This is a genomic window from Cupriavidus oxalaticus (assembly GCF_016894385.1).
Classification (GTDB): Bacteria; Pseudomonadota; Gammaproteobacteria; order Burkholderiales; family Burkholderiaceae; genus Cupriavidus; species Cupriavidus oxalaticus.
The window spans coordinates 1,210,370-1,228,747 of the sequence record NZ_CP069811.1 but is presented as its reverse complement, the minus strand read 5'-3'; the positions used below and the strand labels follow the sequence as shown (position 1 = coordinate 1,228,747).

General features: G+C 66.4%; 15 protein-coding genes. 7 read left to right on the top strand and 8 right to left on the bottom strand.

The features are described 5' to 3' along the window. Nucleotides 1-8 precede the first annotated feature (8 nt). Together JTE92_RS05460 and JTE92_RS05455 are read left to right on the top strand one after the other, a co-directional pair. The gene (locus JTE92_RS05460; protein WP_063241370.1) at nucleotides 9-1,757 is read left to right on the top strand and encodes a class I adenylate-forming enzyme family protein; all 1,749 of its coding nucleotides are present in this window, start codon (nucleotides 9-11) and stop codon (nucleotides 1,755-1,757) included. Nucleotides 1,758-1,795: 38 nt separating this feature from the next. Then, nucleotides 1,796-2,638 (top strand): acid phosphatase, encoded by an 843-nt coding sequence (locus JTE92_RS05455; protein WP_327015693.1) that lies wholly within the window; start codon nucleotides 1,796-1,798, stop codon nucleotides 2,636-2,638. Between the two features lie 16 nt (nucleotides 2,639-2,654). On the opposite strand, the gene JTE92_RS05450 is transcribed toward JTE92_RS05455, so the two are convergent. The 3 genes from JTE92_RS05450 to JTE92_RS05440 form a co-directional block, all read right to left on the bottom strand. Next, nucleotides 2,655-3,131, bottom strand: a complete 477-nt coding sequence (locus tag JTE92_RS05450; RefSeq protein WP_371136905.1) for a CreA family protein — start codon at nucleotides 3,129-3,131, stop codon at nucleotides 2,655-2,657. Between the two features lie 16 nt (nucleotides 3,132-3,147). Further along, on the bottom strand, nucleotides 3,148-3,633 hold the full coding sequence (locus tag JTE92_RS05445) for an acyl-CoA thioesterase (RefSeq protein ID WP_063241369.1): 486 nt from the start codon (nucleotides 3,631-3,633) through the stop codon (nucleotides 3,148-3,150). Between the two features lie 167 nt (nucleotides 3,634-3,800). Then, entirely contained in the window at nucleotides 3,801-4,082 is a 282-nt protein-coding gene (locus JTE92_RS05440) for an HU family DNA-binding protein (RefSeq protein ID WP_029047409.1), read from the bottom strand. A 494-nt stretch (nucleotides 4,083-4,576) separates the two neighbouring features. Here JTE92_RS05440 and JTE92_RS05435 point away from each other — a divergent pair, with 494 nt between their 5' ends. Further along, nucleotides 4,577-5,779, top strand: coding sequence for an ammonium transporter (locus JTE92_RS05435; RefSeq protein ID WP_063241368.1), 1,203 nt, complete (start codon nucleotides 4,577-4,579; stop codon nucleotides 5,777-5,779). 173 nt (nucleotides 5,780-5,952) lie between these two features. After that, the gene (locus JTE92_RS05430) at nucleotides 5,953-6,795 is read left to right on the top strand and encodes a mechanosensitive ion channel family protein (protein ID WP_063241367.1); all 843 of its coding nucleotides are present in this window, start codon (nucleotides 5,953-5,955) and stop codon (nucleotides 6,793-6,795) included. 4 nt (nucleotides 6,796-6,799) lie between these two features. On the opposite strand, the gene JTE92_RS05425 is transcribed toward JTE92_RS05430, so the two are convergent. Next, nucleotides 6,800-8,017, bottom strand: coding sequence for a Bcr/CflA family multidrug efflux MFS transporter (locus JTE92_RS05425; protein WP_063241366.1), 1,218 nt, complete (start codon nucleotides 8,015-8,017; stop codon nucleotides 6,800-6,802). A 412-nt stretch (nucleotides 8,018-8,429) separates the two neighbouring features. On the opposite strand from JTE92_RS05425, the gene JTE92_RS05420 reads away from it, so the two are divergent. Further along, nucleotides 8,430-9,026 (top strand): hypothetical protein, encoded by a 597-nt coding sequence (locus JTE92_RS05420; RefSeq protein ID WP_063241365.1) that lies wholly within the window; start codon nucleotides 8,430-8,432, stop codon nucleotides 9,024-9,026. A 224-nt stretch (nucleotides 9,027-9,250) separates the two neighbouring features. Continuing rightward, nucleotides 9,251-10,363, top strand: a complete 1,113-nt coding sequence (locus JTE92_RS05415) for an IS481 family transposase (RefSeq protein WP_116386808.1) — start codon at nucleotides 9,251-9,253, stop codon at nucleotides 10,361-10,363. Nucleotides 10,364-10,477: 114 nt separating this feature from the next. Here the strand turns inward: JTE92_RS05415 and mdoH are convergent, their stop codons facing one another. The 3 genes from mdoH to JTE92_RS05400 all read right to left on the bottom strand — a co-directional run bounded on the left by mdoH (nucleotide 10,478) and on the right by JTE92_RS05400 (nucleotide 15,427). Next, on the bottom strand, nucleotides 10,478-13,096 hold the full coding sequence (gene mdoH, locus JTE92_RS05410) for a glucans biosynthesis glucosyltransferase MdoH (RefSeq protein WP_084254691.1): 2,619 nt from the start codon (nucleotides 13,094-13,096) through the stop codon (nucleotides 10,478-10,480). Further along, nucleotides 13,069-14,661 (bottom strand): glucan biosynthesis protein G, encoded by a 1,593-nt coding sequence (locus JTE92_RS05405; RefSeq protein ID WP_063240259.1) that lies wholly within the window; start codon nucleotides 14,659-14,661, stop codon nucleotides 13,069-13,071. The genes mdoH and JTE92_RS05405 overlap by 28 nt, the downstream gene beginning before the upstream one ends. A gap of 400 nt (nucleotides 14,662-15,061) precedes the next feature. Next, on the bottom strand, nucleotides 15,062-15,427 hold the full coding sequence (locus JTE92_RS05400; protein ID WP_063240260.1) for a hypothetical protein: 366 nt from the start codon (nucleotides 15,425-15,427) through the stop codon (nucleotides 15,062-15,064). Between the two features lie 272 nt (nucleotides 15,428-15,699). On the opposite strand from JTE92_RS05400, the gene JTE92_RS05395 reads away from it, so the two are divergent. After that, complete coding sequence (locus tag JTE92_RS05395; RefSeq protein ID WP_063240261.1) at nucleotides 15,700-16,134, top strand: RT0821/Lpp0805 family surface protein; 435 nt, start codon at nucleotides 15,700-15,702, stop codon at nucleotides 16,132-16,134. Between the two features lie 42 nt (nucleotides 16,135-16,176). On the opposite strand, the gene JTE92_RS05390 is transcribed toward JTE92_RS05395, so the two are convergent. After that, nucleotides 16,177-17,898, bottom strand: coding sequence for a mechanosensitive ion channel family protein (locus tag JTE92_RS05390; RefSeq protein ID WP_116386942.1), 1,722 nt, complete (start codon nucleotides 17,896-17,898; stop codon nucleotides 16,177-16,179). Nucleotides 17,899-18,378 lie beyond the last annotated feature (480 nt).

Here is an 18,378-nt window from a genome sequence, read left to right as displayed (position 1 = left end):
AGGCAGTCATGTCAAGCAATCCGCAAGTGGCCGGCACCTGGCCGGTCATGTCCCTGGCCGAGGCCCACGCCCGGCTGACCGCGCCCGGCTCGCCGTTCGAGACCGAGTCGCGCGTGATCCGCGGCATCCCCACCACTGTCTGGAAGCACGCGCCCGCGACGCTGTGCGACCTGTTCCACGCGACCAGTGCCTTCGGCGAGCGCACCTTCGTGGTCTACGAGGACGAGCGCGTTTCCTACGATGCCTTCCGCCGCGCCGCCATCGCGCTGGCGCATGCGCTGGTGCGCGACGGCGTGCGCAAGGGCGACCGCGTGGCGCTGGCGATGCGCAACCTGCCGGAGTGGCCGGTGGCGTTCTACGGCGCGCTGCTCGCGGGCGCGATCGTGACGCCGCTGAACGCGTGGTGGACCGGCGCCGAGCTGGAATATGGCCTGGCCGATTCCGGCAGCCGTGTGGCCATCGTCGATGCCGAGCGGCTCGACCGCATCCTCGAGCATCTGCCCGGCTGCCCGGCGCTGGAGCGTGTCTATGTTTCGCGCACCGGCGCGGCCACCGGCGATGCCCGCGTCGCCGCGCTCGAAAGCGTGATCGGCACCAGCGCCGACTGGGCCGCGCTGCCGCAGCAATCGCCGCCGCAGGTCGGGATCGACCCGGAGGACGATGCCACCATCTTCTATACCTCGGGCACCACCGGCAAACCCAAGGGCGCGCTGGGCACGCATCGCAACGCCGCCACCGTCGCGGCCGCCGGCAGCTTCAGCCCGCTGCGCAACCTGCTGCGCCGCGGCGAGCCGGTTCCGGCGCCGGATCCCGCGGCGCCGCAGAAAGCCATGCTGCTGGCGGTGCCGTTTTTCCATGTCACCGGCTGCATGGCGGTGCTCAACGGCGCGCTCGCTGCCGGCGGCAAGGTCGTGCTGATGCACCGCTGGGACACACTGCGCGGCATGGCGCTGATCGAGCGCGAGCGCTGCACCGCCGCCGGCGGCGTGCCCACCATCGCCTGGCAGATCCTGGAGCATCCGGAGCGCACGCGCTTCGACCTGTCTTCGCTGGAGAACGTCAACTACGGCGGCGCGCCGGCGTCGCCCGAACTGGTGCGGCGCATCGTCGACGTGTTCCCCATGGCCGCGCCTGGCATCGGCTGGGGCATGACCGAGACCTCGTCGACTTTCACCAGCCACAGCGCCGAGGAATACGTGCTGCGCCCGGACAGCAGCGGCCCGGCGCTGCCGATCGGCGAAATGAAGGTGGTCGACGGAGGCGGCCAGGCACTGCCGCCGGGCGAGACCGGCGAACTGCTGGTACGCGGCGCCAACGTCGTGCGCGGCTACTGGAACAAGCCCGAAGCCACGGCGCAGACCTTTGTCGATGGCTGGCTGCGCACCGGTGACATCGCGCGCATGGACGAGGAAGGCTATGTCTATATCGTCGACCGCATGAAGGACATGCTGATCCGCGGCGGCGAGAACATCTACTGCATCGAGGTGGAAAGCACGCTGTACGAACATCCGGCGGTGATGGACGCAGCGGTGGTCGGCATCGCGCACAAGACGCTGGGCGAGGAACCGGCCGCCGTGGTCAGCCTGAAACCCGGCATGCAGGCAACCGAAGCCGGACTGCAGGATTTCGTGCGCGAGCGGCTGGCGGCGTTCAAGGTGCCGGTGCGCATCCTGCTGTACCAGGAGATGCTGCCGCGCAATGCCAATGGCAAGATCCTCAAGTCGAACCTGCGCAAGCTGTTCGACCCGGCGGCCTGACCGGCCGGCGGGCAAACCATCACAACAAGGAATAAGAATTGACGCACCAAGCAAAGCGGGAACCAAGCCTGTCCAATCCCTTGCGCCTTGGCGCCGCCATGGCCGCCGCCGCGCTGCTGGCCGGCTGCGCGGCCGGCGGCACCAATCTGTCCGCGGTGCCGGAATTCCGCCCGGGCGTGCCGGCCGGCTACCTGGCCGCCGAGGCGCGCCCCGACAGCCTGAAGCTGCTGCCCGCCCCGCCGGCCCAGGGCTCGCCCGCGCAGGCGCTGGATGACGATGCGGCGCGCCAGGCCGGCACGCTGCGCGGCTCGCCTCGCTGGCAGGTGGCCGCCACCGACGCCGTGCTCACCTTCCCGCAGGCGGCCAGCGCGTTTTCTTGTGCGCTGGGCGTCCCGGTCAGTGCCAAGGACACGCCTTACCTGAATATCCTGCTGCGCCGCAGCCTGGTCGATGCCGGCCTGTCCACCTACGGCGCCAAGGACCGCTACCAGCGCACGCGGCCCTTCGTCGCCAACAAGACCGCGATGTGCACGCCAGACGACGCTGCCAAGCTGGAGAAGGACGGATCCTATCCATCCGGCCACAGCGCCATCGGCTGGGCCTGGGCGCTGATCCTGGCCGAGGTGGAACCGGCCCGCGCGGACGCCATCCTGGCGCGCGGGCGCGCCTTCGGCCAGAGCCGGGTGGTGTGCAACGTGCACTGGCAGAGCGACGTCAACGAAGGCCGCATGATGGCCGCGGCGACCGTGGCACGCCTGCATGCCGATCCGACCTTCCGCGCGGATCTTGAACAGGCGCGCCGCGAAGTGGCCGCGGCGCGTGCCGCCGGCGCCCGTGCGCCGGGCAATTGCCAGGCCGAAGCCGCGGCCCTGGCACCCTGACCGGGCCGGCAGCGCCTTATTTGACGGGAATCGCCGTGCCGGCCGGCACCGGCACGGCGGTCACGCTGTTCTGCGGGCTGCCGCTGACGATGCGGTCCGAATAGGTCAGGTAGACCAGCGTATTGCGCTTGCGGTCGACCGCGCGCACCACATGCAGGGTCTTGAACAGCACCGACATGCGCTCGGAAAAGACATGGTCCTGCTGCTTCAGCGGCCCCTTGAAGGCGATGGTGCCCACCTGCCGGCAGGCGATCGAGGCTTCCGGCGGGTCTTCCGCCATGCCCAGCTGGCCCTTGATGCCGCCGGTGCGGGCACGCGACACATAGCAGGTGATGCCGTCGACCTGCGGGTCGTCATAGGCTTCGATCACGACCTTGTCGGAGCCGGTCATGCGGAAATTGGTGCTGACGCTGCCGATCTCCTCGGCATGCGCACCGCCCGCGGCCGCCGCGCAGGCGGCCACGGCCAGGATCGTGCAGGATCGCTTCATCATGGTGGATGGCAACGCGTCAGGTCACCGACGACTTGATGTCGCCGTGGCGCTTTTCCATTTCCTGGCGCAACGCACGGCGCTGCTGGGCGGCCGCAAAACGCTGGCGCTCGACCTCGTCGCGCGGCTGCAGCGGCGGCACTTCGGCCGGGGCACCGTTGTCGTCGACCGCCACCATGGTGAAGTAGCAGCTGTTGGTGTGGCGCACCAGCTTGCTGCGGATATTCTCGGTCACGACCTTGATGCCGATCTCCATCGAGCTGCGGCCGGTAAAGTTGACCGAGGCCAGGAAGGTCACCAGCTCGCCCACGTGGATCGGCTGGCGGAACACCACCTGGTCCACCGACAGGGTCACCACGTAGCGGCCGGCGTAGCGGCTGGCGCAGGCATAGGCGACCATGTCCAGGTACTTCAGGATGGTGCCGCCGTGGACGTTGCCGGAGAAATTGGCCATGTCCGGCGTCATCAGCACGGTCATGGAAAGCTGGTGGGACTGGTCGTTCATGATGCGGAGCGTCTGGATTGCGGGGGCGGTCGCCCGGGCCGGCTGGCGGCATCCGGGCGCCGGCAGTTTAACCCGGATCGGCCCTGCCGTTGCCGCTCATCGCGGTGTGGCACACAACAAAAAAGCGGCCTGCCTGGCCGCCTTTTCACGCTGTGGACGCAAACTGCTTACTTCTTCTTGTTCACCGCGTCCTTGAAACCCTGTCCGGCGGAAAACTTGACCGTCTTGGCGGCCGGAATCTTGATGGTTTCGCCGGTGCGCGGATTGCGGCCGGTGCGGGCGGCGCGCTTGCCGGCGCTGAAGCTGCCAAAACCTACCAGCGTGACCGAATCACCCTTTGCCACTGCCTTCTTGATGCTGTCCAGCGCTGCGTTGAGCGCGCGCTCTGCGGCGGCGTTGCTCAGTTCTGCTTCCGTGGCGATGGCCGATACCAGTTCACCTTTATTCATGGCTGATTTCCCTTGTTGGTCGTCGTCACCGATGTGCTTGCCTGGCGGCAAAACATCGGATCGGCGCAGTCTAATCTGCCCCTTGTGCGTTGAGCAATCCCCAGTGGCACCAATGCAACGAAAAAACCCGCAAATCCTTGCTTGAGGCCGGTTAGCGGGCAATTTCCCGCGCTTTTCGCGCTTGTCACGGGCCGGATTTGCTGGACTTGCGTCGTTGTGCCGCAAGGCGGTGCCGGCGCCGCCCGGATGGGACAAATGCCCGAAATTGGGGCGACGCACCATAACGGGTCAACCGAGCTGCCGCGGACGCGCCATTCTGGCGCATTTCCGGCACAACTGGTGGCGCCGGCCCCTTGACGTCCCGCGTGCCCGGTTCCCTGCGCGCGGCATTCCGGTGCGGATCCTGCCCACTCCGGTGCAGTCGGCACCAGGATGCAGCCGGCACTGGAATGCTTTTTGCGTGCCCATGCGCCCATTTTGAGCATGAGATCACTATGGACAACTGGAAGAGCGGCACCGACGCCATGTTTATCCTGCTTGGCGCCATCATGGTGCTGGCCATGCACGCCGGCTTTGCTTTCCTCGAGCTGGGCACGGTGCGCAAGAAGAACCAGGTCAATGCACTGGTAAAGATTCTGGTGGATTTCGCAGTTTCCACGATTGCCTATTTCTTTATCGGTTACACCATCGCCTACGGCGTGCAATTCATGTCCGGGGCGGAAACGCTGGCCCAGAAAAACGGTTACGACCTGGTCAAGTTCTTTTTCCTGACGACTTTTGCCGCCGCCATTCCGGCGATTATCTCGGGCGGTATTGCCGAACGCTCGCGCTTCAATCCGCAACTGGTGGCGACATTCGTGCTGGTCGGTTTTGTCTACCCGTTCTTCGAAGGCATTGCGTGGAACCAGCGCTACGGGGTCCAGGACTGGATCACGCAGGTTGCCGGCGCGCCATTCCATGACTTTGCCGGCTCGGTGGTCGTGCACGCGCTGGGCGGCTGGATCGCGCTGCCGGCGGTGCTGCTGCTCGGCGCGCGCCGCGGGCGCTACCAGAAGGACGGGCGCATCAGCGCCCATCCGCCCTCCAATATCCCGTTCCTCGCGCTGGGCGCGTGGATCCTGGCGGTGGGCTGGTTCGGCTTCAACGTGATGAGCGCACAGACCGTCGACAAGATCAGCGGCCTGGTCGCGATCAATTCGCTGATGGCGATGGCCGGCGGCACGCTGGCGGCCTGGGCCGCCGGGCGCAACGATCCGGGCTTTGCCTACAACGGCCCGCTGGCCGGGCTGGTGGCGGTATGCGCCGGCTCGGACCTGATGCACCCGCTGGGCGCGCTGATCACCGGCGGCATTGCGGGCGCGCTCTTCGTCTACATGTTTACGCTGGCGCAGAACAAGTGGCATATCGACGATGTGCTGGGCGTCTGGCCGCTGCACGGGCTGTGCGGCGCCTGGGGCGGCATCGCCGCGGGCATCTTCGGGGCCAGGGCACTGGGCGGGCTGGGCGGCGTGTCGCTCGGCGCGCAGCTGATCGGGACGGTGCTGGGGATCGTGGTGGCACTGGTGGGCGGCACGCTGGTATACGGTGCGCTCAGGAAGCTGGTCGGCATCCGGCTCGATGCCGAAGGGGAATTCAACGGCGCTGACCTGACGCTGCACCGCATCTCCGCCACGCCGGAGCGTGAAACCAACTGGTAAGGCGGATGCGCCGCCCCGCGGCGCCTGGGCAAGCTGGCCTGCCGGCCCGCTTGTCTTGACAATTATTTGCTTGCACTTCCAGGCACGGCATTCCAATAATTGCCGTGCCCACGTATTGCGCCGCGTCAGCGCGCAGGGCTTGCACCACTCACCCAAATCGAGAGGACACGCCAATGGATGCCACGACTTTCGACAACCTCAAGACCCTGGTGGTCGCCTATGCGACGCAGTTCGGGGTCAAGATCCTGGCAGCGCTAGCGTTCTGGGTCATCGGCCGATGGCTGATCCATTTCGTGGTACGGATGGTGCAGAATGCGCTCACCAGACAGAAGGTCGACCCGACACTGCTGCGCTATGTGGGTTCGATCGTCACGGTCACGCTGAACGTGGTGCTGGTGATCGGCATCCTCGGCTACTTCGGCATCCAGACCACCACCTTTGCCGCGCTGATTGCCGCGGCCGGCGTGGCCATCGGCATGGCATGGTCGGGGTTGATGTCGAATTTCGCGGCGGGCGCCTTCCTGGTGGTGCTGCGGCCGTTCAAGGTGGGGGATTTCGTTACCATCGGCGGCGTCACCGGCACGGTGCGTGAGATCGGGCTGTTCGCCACCACGCTCGACACGCCGGACAACGTCCAGACCGTGATCGGCAACAACAAGATTTTCAGCGACACGATCCAGAACTTTACCGCCAACCCGTTCCGGCGCGTGGAGCTGAAGGCGCAGCTCGCATCCAGCACCGACGTGGCCGATGCCGTGGCGCTGCTCAAGTCGCGCATCGCGCAGATCCCGAACGTGCTGCCCGAACCCGCGGTCGACGTGGAGATACTGGAGTTCACGCTGGTCGGGCCGGTGCTGGCGGTACGCCCGTATTGCCACAACGACGATTACTGGCAGGTCTACTTCGACACCAACCGCATCATCCGCGAGTGCTTCGGCCAGGCCGGCTATGCCGCGCCCATGCCGGCACACATGGTGGTCGTACAGCAGGCCGCTGCCTTGCAGCAGGCTGCCTGATTCGTCAGGCAGCCGCCCGGCCAGCGCCGGAGCGGCCGTAGTAACGCATCAGCACCGCGCCCGCGCCGCATAGCGCCATCACCACGGCCAGCGGCAGCGCGGTGCCGTCGCGCCACAGGCTGACGGCCGCCCCGCCGAGCGTGCCCAGCGAAAACTGCAGCGTACCCATCAGTGCCGAAGCCGTGCCGGCGCGATGCCCCTGGTGCGCCAGCGCCAGCGCGGAAGCATTGGGCGTGACGCAGCCCAGCGCGCCGATAAAGACGAAGAACGCCGCCAGCAGCATCGGCAGCGTCGCCAGCCCGGCCAGCGCCGCCACGGCCAGCACCACGCCGGCGGCACAAGGCGCCAGCAGCGCCCGCCCCAGGACCTGGTCGAGCGTGCGACCGTGCACTAGCCGGCTGTTGAGCTGCGACATGACGATCAGGCCCAACGCATTGGCGCCGAACACGAAGCCATAGTGCGACGGCGCAATGCCGTGCAGCTCGATCAGCACGAACGGCGAACCCGAGATATACGCGAACATCCCCGCCGACCCGAAGCCTGCCGACAGCGAGTAGCCGACGAATTCACGGTCGCGCAGCAGTTCGCCATAGCTCCTGGCCACGGTGCCAAGCCGCAGCGGTGCGGCCTGGCGCAGGTCCAGCGACTCCTCCATGCGCCAGTGCACCAGCAGCAGGATGGCCAGGCCGGCCGCCGCCAGCACCCAGAAAATCGTGCGCCAGCCGGCCGCCGTCAGGATCGCGCTGCCGATGACCGGCGCGAGGATCGGCGCCAGCCCCATCACCAGCATCAGCGACGAAAACGCGCGCGCCGACTCATGTGCCTCGAGCCGGTCGCGGATCACGGCGCGCGCCATCACCATGCCGGCGCAACCGCCCAGCGCCTGCAGGAAGCGCCACAGCATCAGCGTCTCGGCACTGCGCGCCAGCGCGCATCCGATCGCCGCAACCACATAGAGGCCCAGTCCCAGATACAGCGGCGGCTTGCGGCCAAAGCGGTCGCTGAACGGCCCGTAGAACGCCTGCCCCAGGGCAAGGCCGACCAGGAACGTGCCGAGGGTCAGCTGTACCTGGCCGATATCGACGCCAAGATCGCCCGCAAGCGCGGGAAAGCTTGGCAGGTACATGTCGATCGACAGCGGCGCGATCGCCATCAGCGAGCCGCAAATCAACAGCCAGGCAGGAAAGCGCGCGGTCGAGGCAGCGCTCGGGGAACGGGACATGGAAGAGATCCGGTACACAGGGTTGCGTGGCGCGCACCGCCGCGGGCGATGCCGGGGCGCAGTCGCAAGCCGTTGGAAAGGCGCAATTGTTGCATAGCATAACGAAAGCGATGGCGCCGCAGGTTGCACAGGTTTGAAACACTCGTTCAGGAATATTGGCCCGCCAAGGTCGGGTTCGATGAAGTTGGCAAGCCTGGCAAACTTGTCAGATAGTGCAATCAAGCGAGCGGCAGCCCGGCATGCATGGCGTGCGTAGCGCTGACGCAAACCAGGATGGCAAGTGTGGCGCGCCTTTCACGCCCGGCAAGGTGGAGAGTACAATGCCAGCCTGTCGGCGTGAGTGTCGCGTGACATGCGCCGCCGGCCACGCAGAGACGGACGACAGTACCGCTCCCCGGCAACGTTAGCCTGCATGAGAACACGACACACGCCGATTTCCGCTTCGCCTGGCCTGGCCTCCCTTGCATGGGTGGCCGCGCTGCTGTTGCCACTGCCTCTGCATGCGGCGCCGGGGCCGGTGCCGGCGCGCAATGCCGCCGCGGCGTCGGCGCCGGCTCCCGCGGTCGACGAAGCCGAATCGCTGTCGCGCATGCTCAAGGGGGCGGCCACGGGCCAGAATACCGGGGCCGCCGGCGTGCCGGAGCTGTTGCGCAGCACCACTCGTCCCGATAGCGTGCTGGCGCGCGCCTGCCGCCAGCTCAACGATGCCCTGCCGATCGAAATCGACGGCGAGACGCGGCTGCGCCGCTGCCAGTCGGTGCCCGGCAAGCACGTCCTGTTCCAGCTGGAACTGACCAATTACCGCGGGCCGATGCTGGACCTGGCCAGCTTCGAGGTCAACTATGCCGCGCCCTTGCAACGCAATATCTGCGCCAACCGCGATGTGGAAATCCTGACCAAGCTCGGTGTCAGCCTGATGTTCCGATACATGACCCGCAAGGACCGCGGCGAGCGCCGCATCGGCGATGTCTACATCAACGCGCCGATCTGCACCTCGGCGCTGCGCTGAAGCACGCAGGAAACAAGAATCGGTTGCAAATGGCGTAGCTGGCGCCGGCGCCCTGCAAAATGAAAACGGCCCGCATCTGGCGGGCCGCAGCGTTTTCTCGCAGACTTTTCAAATGCTGCCGATTTACTCCCCTCTCCCATAAATTGTATGGACCGGGGACAAAGGTAACAGGTGTGCCAGGACATGGGTAACACTTTTCCCGCTTAGTCAGCGGGAGGACAACGTTGCCCTGGAGCCAAATCACCGTGAAGCAGCAAAGAGAAGAGTTCGTCCGCCTGGCACGCCAGGCGGACGCCAATATTGCGGAGCTTTGCCGCCGCTTTTGCATCAGTCGCAAGACCGGTTACAAGTGGTTGAACCGAGAAGATCTGGACGACCGAACTCGGCGGCCACATAGCTCTCCCGGCCGAACTCCAGCGGCAGTCGAAGAGAGCGTGCTAGCGATACGAGCCGAACATTCGGCTTGGGGCGCCCGCAAGATCGCACGCGTGCTGGAACGTGACCACTGCGTCCAAATCGCTCCCAGCACAGTCAATTGGGTGCTGCGCCGCCATGGCTTGATCGATCCGGCCGCCAGTGCGGCCGCTACAGCATGGCAGCGCTTCGAGCACGACCGGCCCAATGCACTATGGCAAATTGACTTTAAAGGCCACTTCGCCACCGACACGCAGCGGTGCCATCCGCTCACAGTCTTGGACGATCACTCCCGCTTCAATGTGCTGCTCAGGGCCTTGGGCAACGAACAGTTTGAATCCGTACAGGAAGCGTTAGAGAACGCGTTCGCGCGCTACGGGCTGCCCGAGCGGATCAATGCAGACAATGGCCCACCTTGGGGTTCTCCGGTGCCCCGGGCACTTACCACGTTGGGCGCTTGGCTGATTCGCCTGGGCGTGCGGCTCAGTCATAGCCGACCTCGCCATCCTCAGACCAACGGTAAGGACGAGCGCTTCCATCGAACCATGCAGGCAGAGCTGCTGGCCAACCAGCGCTTCCGGGATCTGGATGATGCGCAGCATCACTTCAGCCATTGGCGCCACGTGTACAACTTCAAGCGCCCACACCACGCGCTGGATATGGAGACACCCGCAAGCCGCTATGCGCCTAGTCCACGGGCGATGCCGCACGAACTCCCGCCCATCGAGTACGGCAGCGATGACATCGTGCGAAAGGTAGGCGACGGTGGGCGCATCTGCTTCCGAGGAAAGACGTTCCGGGTCGGACGAGCCTTGATCGGAACGCCCGTAGCGTTGCGCCCTCGCGTGGATCTGGACGGCACCTTTGACGTCTACTTCTGCCATCAAAAGGTGGCCACAATAGACCTACAGCAGGCCGACTAAACTGATGACTGGACTGTTACCCATGTCCCGGCACATGTGTTACCCATGTCCCCGGTCTATACAATAAATGGAAGAGGGGAGTAAACATTCTCAGCCTTGACTGCGCCACCACCGTCACGCCGCGCGGGGACGCAATGGCAGCACGTTGGCCGCCCTGCGCACCAGCATGCGCGTATCCTTCCAGCCGGCATCGGCCAGCGGCGAACCCCACACCAGCTCATGCAGCCGGGCCAGCGCGAACGGGTTGCCCAGCAGCAGGTGCTTCTGCGCCGGCGTCAGCGCGCGCGGACCATTCGTCAGCGCATGCTCGACCAGCGTTTCGTGGCGCCGGCGTGCCGCTTCGGGCTGCACCGGCCGCGCCGTCGCGGTCGCGCACATCAGCGCATTGGTGACGGGGTCAACCACCGCATCGACAAAGTCAGGCGTGTCCGCGGCGTTCTCGACATGCTGCTGCGTCTCGACGATCTCGCGCGGCACCAGCGTTTCTTCCGGGATCATGAACAGGCCCGCATTGCGCGAGGCACGGCCCAGCGACACGCGCGACAGCATCACCGACAACGGGATCGACAATGCCAGCGACCCGACAATCGGCAGCAGCCACAGCACGTACCACGGGTTCAGCCAGTAGACCAGCCCGCCCCACGCAAGCCCCAGCGCGGTATGCCAGCCGTGGCGGCGGAACGCCTCGCCCCAGGAGGTTTCGGCGTCTTCGCGCGGCGGCGATTTCCACGAGATACCCCAGCCGCTGTAGGCGGCGATCACGAACTTGGTATGGAACAGCATCCGCGTCGGTGCCAGCAGCGCTGACAGCAGCACCTCGACCAGCATGCTGGCAAACAGCTGCACCGCGCCGCCGTAGCGCCGCGCCTGCTTCATCAGCAGCACCACGCTGGCGAGCTTGGGCAGGAACAGCAGCGTGGCGGTCGCCGAGAACAGCGCCAGCGCCTTCTCCGGATGCCACTCGGGCCAGGTCGGGAACATCTGGTACGGCTGCGTGAAGTACTCCGGCGGCACCAGTGCATGCTTGGCCAGCATTGCCGTGGACAGCAGCAGGAACAACAGCCACAGCGGCGCCGACAGGTAGGCCATGATGCCGGTCAGGAACACCGCGCGGTGCACCACGTGGAAGCCCTGCTTGAGCCACAGCCGGAAATTCATCAGGTTGCCCTGGCACCAGCGGCGGTCGCGCTTGACTTCGTCGAGCAGGTTCGGCGGCAGCTCTTCGTACGAGCCTTCGAGGTCATAGGCGATCCACACGCCCCAGCCGGCACGGCGCATCAGCGCCGCTTCGACGAAATCGTGCGACAGGATCTCGCCGGACAGCGGGCCGCGGCCGGGCAGCGGCGCCAGCGCGCAATGCTCGATGAACGGCTTGACACGGATGATGGCGTTGTGGCCCCAGTAGTGCGATTCGCCCAGCTGCCAGTAGTGCAGGCCCGCGGTAAACAGCGGCCCGTACACGCGCGTGGCGAACTGCTGCACACGCGCATACAGCGTCTCGCGGCCCACGGCCAGCGGCGCCGTCTGGATGATGCCGGCACCGGGGTTGGCCTCCATCAGCCGCACCAGCGTGGCCAGGCAGTCGCCGCTCATCACGCTGTCGGCATCGAGCACCACCATGTAGCGGTACTTGCTGCCCCAGCGGCGGCAGAAATCGGCGACGTTGCCGGTCTTGCGCTTGACGCGATGGCGGCGCCAGCGATAGAAGATGCGGCCAAAACCGCCCACCGCGCGGCACAGTTCCATCCACGCGTCGTGCTCGGCGGTGCGCAGGTCCGGGTTGCCGCTATCGGACAGCACGATGAAGTCGAAATTGGACAGGTGGCTGGTGCGCGCCAGCGATTCATAGGTCGCGCGCAATCCCGCGAACACCCGCGTCACGTCCTCATTGCAGATCGGCATGATGATCGCGGTGCGCGCCTCGGGCGCTAGCGGCCCGTCGGGTGCGGCGGAGCGCGAGATCAGATGCCGGTCGCCGCCCTTGGCCAGCACCAGGAAGCCCATCATCGCGGTCCAGAAGCCCGCCGACACCCACGAAAACAGGATGGCGAACAGGCCCAGCACCGCGATCTCGAGCGGGTCGGCCCCGTGGTATGGCAGCACGCTGGTCATGAAGTAGGTGGCCAGCACGGTCTGGATCACGACCAGCGCCAGCAGGAACCAGCGGCGGTGCGAGCCGGCCGGGTGCCACTTGCCTTCGGCATCGGGGCCGTCGTGCAGCGTGTCCCAGGTTTCGGGCACGGGCGGGCGGCCCAGCATGCGGCGCCAGGCATTGCGCAGCCAACCGGTAACGATATGCGGCGGCCACTGGCGCGGCACCATCGAGCTGCGCTCGGGCTCGGGGCCGGTGTCGACCTTGACGGTGCCGTCTTCGCGCCGCTGCAGCAGCGGCTCGCCACCAATCTGCGGGTTGCCGTAAGCGATGGTGAAACGGCGGCCGACCGAAGCGTAGGCGCCGCCGCCCTGCACGGCGGGCGCGTCCTTGGCGGCAAGGCGCGACTGCAGGCGCGAGATCGCTTCCTGCGCATCGCGGCCGTCGCCGACCACCGGGATGACAGGGCTTGCCGGACTCACCGGCGCCAGCGATGCCACCGGCGCCGCGGCCGCGCCGGGCATATCGGCCAGCAGTTCGCTGCGGATTTCAGGCGATACGGGCAGGCGGTCGACATAGCGTTCGCATGCCGCTGCCTGGGCCGGTCGCTGCTTTAGCCTGGGGGTAAGATGTAGCTCCACGTCTCGGATAGGGTTGTATTGCCGTTGCGAAGATAGCCGCGCAACTCTACCGGCTTGGTTTCATCCTTGCGGCGCATCACCATGGTCATGCGCCAGCCGCCGGTCGCTTCATTGCGCTGTACCGACGTCTTCAGCAGTTCACCGTTGGCATCGGCCGAAACCACCGGGTCGATGCGAACGTCCGCGGGCAGCTTGCGAAAGCCCGGGCCTTCGAAGTCCACCACCAGCGAAAAGCTCGTGTCCTCCTTGCTGGCCGACTGGCCCTGGCCCAGCCGGGTCTGGCTCACCCACGACAGCGGCGGCAGCTGTTCGCCGTCCTTCTGCCACAGCAACCGGTACTCGTAGTCGAAGGGCTGCTTGGGCTTGGGCGGGTTGTCCGGCACCCAGTACGCGACGATGTTGTCGTTGGTCTCGTCCGGCGTCGGGATCTGCACCAGCTCGACCCGGCCCGAGCCCCAGTTGCCGCGCGGCTGCACCCAGCCGCTCGGGCGGCGTTCATACCATGCGCCGAGCTCCTGGTAGCTGTTGAAGCTGCGGTCGCGCTGCATCAGCCCGAAGCCCTGCGGATTGGTCGCCGCAAAGGACGTCACCAGCAGGCGCTTGGGGTTGACCAGCGGCCGCCATACCCATTCGCCGGTACCCAGGTGGATCGACAGGCCGTCCGAGTCATGCACCTCGGGCCGGAAATCCCGCGCCGGCGCCGGCTGGTTCTCGCCGAACAGATACATGCTGGTCAGCGGCGCCAGGCCCAGCTTGGTCACGTTCTCGCGCAGGAACAGGCGCGACTTGACCTCCATCGCGGTCTCGGTGCCCGGCTTGATGGTGAAGCGGTAGGCGCCGCTCATGCGGCGCGAATCCATCAGCGCGTAGACGGTGATCTCCTTGGCATTGGGGCCAGGCCGCTCGATCCAGTATTCAACGAAGCGGGGGAATTCCTCGCCGGAATTGAGCGCGGTGTCCACCGCCAGGCCACGCGCCGACAGGCCGTACCACTGGTCCTTGCCGAGCGCACGGAAATAGCTGGCACCGAGGAACGACGCCAGTTCGTCCTTGCGCTTGCCCTGGTTCAGCGGATACAGGATGCGGAAGCCGGCGAAGCCCAGGCCCTTGAGCTTGGCGGCGTCCACCTTGTGCGGCCCGTAGTTGAACGCGGCGGGATCGAAGCGGAATTCACGCACGCTGTTGCCCACTATTTCATGGATGCGCACCGGCTGGTCGAACACCATGCCCTCATGGAAAAACGACAGCTCGAACGGCAAGCGCGTGCCGCGCCAGGCGAAACGCTCGGGCTTGTATTCGATCTCGCGATAGCGCTCGTACGAAAGTTCGCGCAGTTCGCGCGGCAGGTTTTGCTGCGGCGCCTTGTATGGCGAGGCCGCGAGCTGCTTGGCACGTGCGGCGACGGTATCGAAGTCGAACGCCTGCGCCGTCATGGCGCAAAATGCCAGGACGCCACCGCCCAGCCATGCCGCGATCCGTACGCCGGCGCGCGCGCTGCGGCGGGCCGGCTCGGGGACAGGCACGGTAAATATTGCGGACAAGCGTGGCGTGGCGATCTGTGACATGTATGCCAGGGGAACAGTTAAAACGGGGTGACCGGCATCGGCGGTCGGGACGAAGAGCCTTGCAGGCGGCGCAGCAAGGCACGACACAGCCAGGGACAGACCCGGCCAAACTGGCGTGGTCCGCACACGGGTCTCGGCGCCCGCGGGGAGCCATGTCCGGTTTGTTGCGATGCGCAATAAACCATAACAATTCGAGACGCGAAAGTCACGTTTCGATCACGCAAGGTTTGAAACAAAATGTTGGTGAGGTTGCCCGAAAGCCGCTCCGGGCAAGGCTTTGCGGGCGTTCAGGTCACACCGGCGCAGGCGCAGGCGAGCACTAAGCTCACCGGCCTCCCGATCAGCGCGGTTGGCCGGGGTGCCGTCCCGGCACCCCGCGCTCGACACGTTTAATACGGTGTTACTTTTTAGCCCCGTCGCTGTAGGGATCGAACTTGCCGCTCTTGGCGCCTTCGGAATAGGTATCGAACTTGCCGCTCTTCATGCCACCCTGGCTGAATGAATCGAATTTCTGCGCGCCACCCTGGATCGGTTCCATCTGATCAGGCCGCGCACCGGGGTTGAGCGAGGTCACGTTGTCGCTTTTTGCGCCATCCGAATAGGGACTGAACTTGTCCTGCCTGGCCCCGTCCGTGTACGTGCTGAACTTGTCCTGCCTGGCGCCGTCGGTGTAGGGGTTGAACTTGTCGGCCTTGCCGGTCTGGGCATGCAGTGTGCCGAAGGCGTAGGCACCAGCCAGGCCGATGATGAGATAGCGCAGCTTCATGGGGTCTCCTCTCGGGGGAAAGGCGCTTGCCTTTGCGGTTTGCACCGCTGACAGCCGCTGCGGAACAAGGGATGGCAAGCGTTGGGGCAGCAATCAACGCTAGGTCAGCGCTACGCCGGTGTCAACCGCGCCGGCGCCGCCGCAATGCGGCAAAGTGGTCGTCGCCAGCCCGGCATTGCGCTTACAATGCCACCCAAACGACCCATCCGGCTTGCCCGCGCAATGCCTTCCCCCGGCTCGCGGCACGCCAACATGAAGCCAAAGGAATCGTCATGCTGCCTCGGCAAACAGACCGCCCGTTCCGCCCTGCCGTCCGCGCCGTCACCCGTGCCGCCATCGCCGGCGTGCTCGGCTCCACGCTGCTGCTCGCCATGGCCGCGCCGGCCCACGCGTACTTCGACAACTACCTGAGCGGATCCATCATCGGCACGCTCAACGAGAAGGAAGGTGCCTCGCTGTCGCAGTCGGTGCGCAAGGCGCTGAACGATACCGCCGACGGCCAGTCGGTGACCTGGACCTATCCGGCCAACGGCCGGCGCCCGCAGGTCGATGGCACCATCACCCCTGTCGAAAGCAAGACCGACAAGGGCCAGCAGTGCCGGCGGCTGGAGTCGGAGCTCAAGCGCGGCAGCTCGCAGGAGCACTGGAAAGGCTGGTTCTGCAAGCAGCCCAGCGGGCAATGGAAGGCCCGCCACGTCGACGGCTGAGGCAGGCGCCCGGTGCGCGTACGAGCAGTGCGCCGGCCGTGCTCATGCGGCGCGCGACGGCGCCCGGTGCGGCCGTGCGGCCGGATCGATCTGTGCGCTGCCCGGCTGCGCGAACCATCTGGCTTCGGGCACGTAGACGGCCTGCTCCGGCTGCGCCATGAAGTGCGGCGACATGATCTGCACGCCGTGCGTGTTGAACTGGTCCTGGATCGCCGCGTGCAGCGCGGATAGCGCGAAGAACCGATTGCGCGGATCATCCAGCGCGGCAAACAGTTCGTATTCGACATAGAAATCCGACAAGCCACGCTGCAGCACGAACGGCGTCGGTGACGCCGCCACATGTTCGGCCTGCGCGGCGGCGGCCAGCAGCATGGCATGGACCTGCCGCCATGGCGTGTCGTAGCCGATGGTGACCGAGGTCGAAATCATCGCGGCCTGCCAGCCCTCTGTCGTGCCGGTATCGCGCACGCTGCCGTGGCGGGTGTAGTTGTGGATCGCGCTGCCGACCACCACCGCGTTCGGCAGCGTCACCTCTTCGTTGCGCAGGTTGATGACCTTGACCGACAGCGCGTCGAGCGAGGCCACCGTGCCGACGGTGTCGCCAATGCATACCATGTCCCCGCGCCGCAGCGCGCGCGAGTACACCACCACCATGCCGCTCATCAGCTGGTTGACCACGTTGGCCGAGCCGAGCGTCACCATAAAGCCGAGCAGCACCGACAGGCCCTTGAACACATCGCTGTCCGAGCCGGGGATATAGGGGTAGGCAAAGGTGAAGCCCAGCGCCCAGATCAACGCCGCGGCCAGGCGCCGCGTGGCACCGGCGGTCTCGGCATGCAGCCCTGGCACCGAGATCTGGCCCTTCTGCACCGCCTTGAAGATGTTCGATACCAGCCGCTGCACAGCACGGGTGATCAGCAGGATCACCACTGCCGTCACCAGCCCAGGCACCGCCCCAACCATCGACAAGGCAATGTCCGACAGCAGGTGAAGGATGAACGCGCCCATGCGGTCGCCCATCGGCTGCGTCAGCGGAAACTGTTCGAGCGCGAACTCCAGCCAGGCAAAGACCAGCACCAGCACCACGCCCACGGCAACGATCTGCACCAGGCGTGCAACCAGCTGGAAGAGCGTGCCGGTCCAGTCGAACTGGCCGGCCCGGCGTTCGAGGTGCAGCGCCACGTGGCGTTGCAATGCCGTGCGCAGGCGCGCGCGCAGCGCCGTGCTTGCGCGCGAGACGCCCCAGGCCAGCACGGCCAGCACGCCCAGGCCCAACAGGCTCAGTGCCATCCCGCGCACCAGGTTGGGCCAGTGCAGGTGCGCGCGCCGCGCGGCAATGGCCTGGCGCAGCGCCGCCGCGGCCTGCGCCCCCGCAGCCTCCAGCGTGAGGTTGTCTTCCGGGGAAAGATCTTGCACGGCCAGGGCGAACAACAGCCGGTCGCCGAGCCGGAACGCGATCATCGGCGCATCGCCGAGGGTGCCGCTGAGCTGCCCGAGCGGCTGGGCCAGTTCGGCTTCGGTAAGACCGTCGAACAACTGCTGGGCGCGCGCTACGCGCATGGCCGGCGTCGCGCCGCCAATTGCTGCGCGCAGCATGGCGATGGGACGGTCCATCAGCCGCAGTTCCGCGACCTCGCCGCTGGGCACGGCGATCGGTACCGGCGCTGGTGCTGGTGCAGTTGCCTGCGTGGCCGCCCATGCCGGCAGGCACGCCAGCGCCCACAGGATTGCGATTTGCCGCCACCATGCTGCAAGCGCTGCCATGGACGCCTCCTGTCCGAGGGTTGCTTTGCGCCGGCGCAGCGCCGCACGCCAGTGCCGGGCACGATGCCCGCTAGCATAACGTGCGCGGGTGCGCACGCAAAGCTGTCGTGCAAGAACCCCAAAAAAAGGAGGCCGAAGCCCTAATGCTGTTCAGTTAACCACAGTCGTTCCCGCGAAGGCGGGAACGCAGTGACTTCAAAAGACGCTGGATTCCCGCCTTCGCAGGAATGACGGTGGGGCTTGATACCTTAACTGAACGGCATTAAGGCCGAAGCCCCCTGTCTCGACCCGCCGCAACGACCCTGCCCTTCCCCCCGGGAAGGCACGGCATCGCGTGCCACAAGGCTGGCCGTCGTCCGGCGCGGCAGCGCGCTCAGGCGCCTTTCTTCGTCATCGGGTCCTTGGTACCGGCAGGCCTTGGCCTTGTGCTGGCTGTCGGCCCTGGCCGGTGCAGCCTTGTCGGCAGCCGGTGCCGCCGGG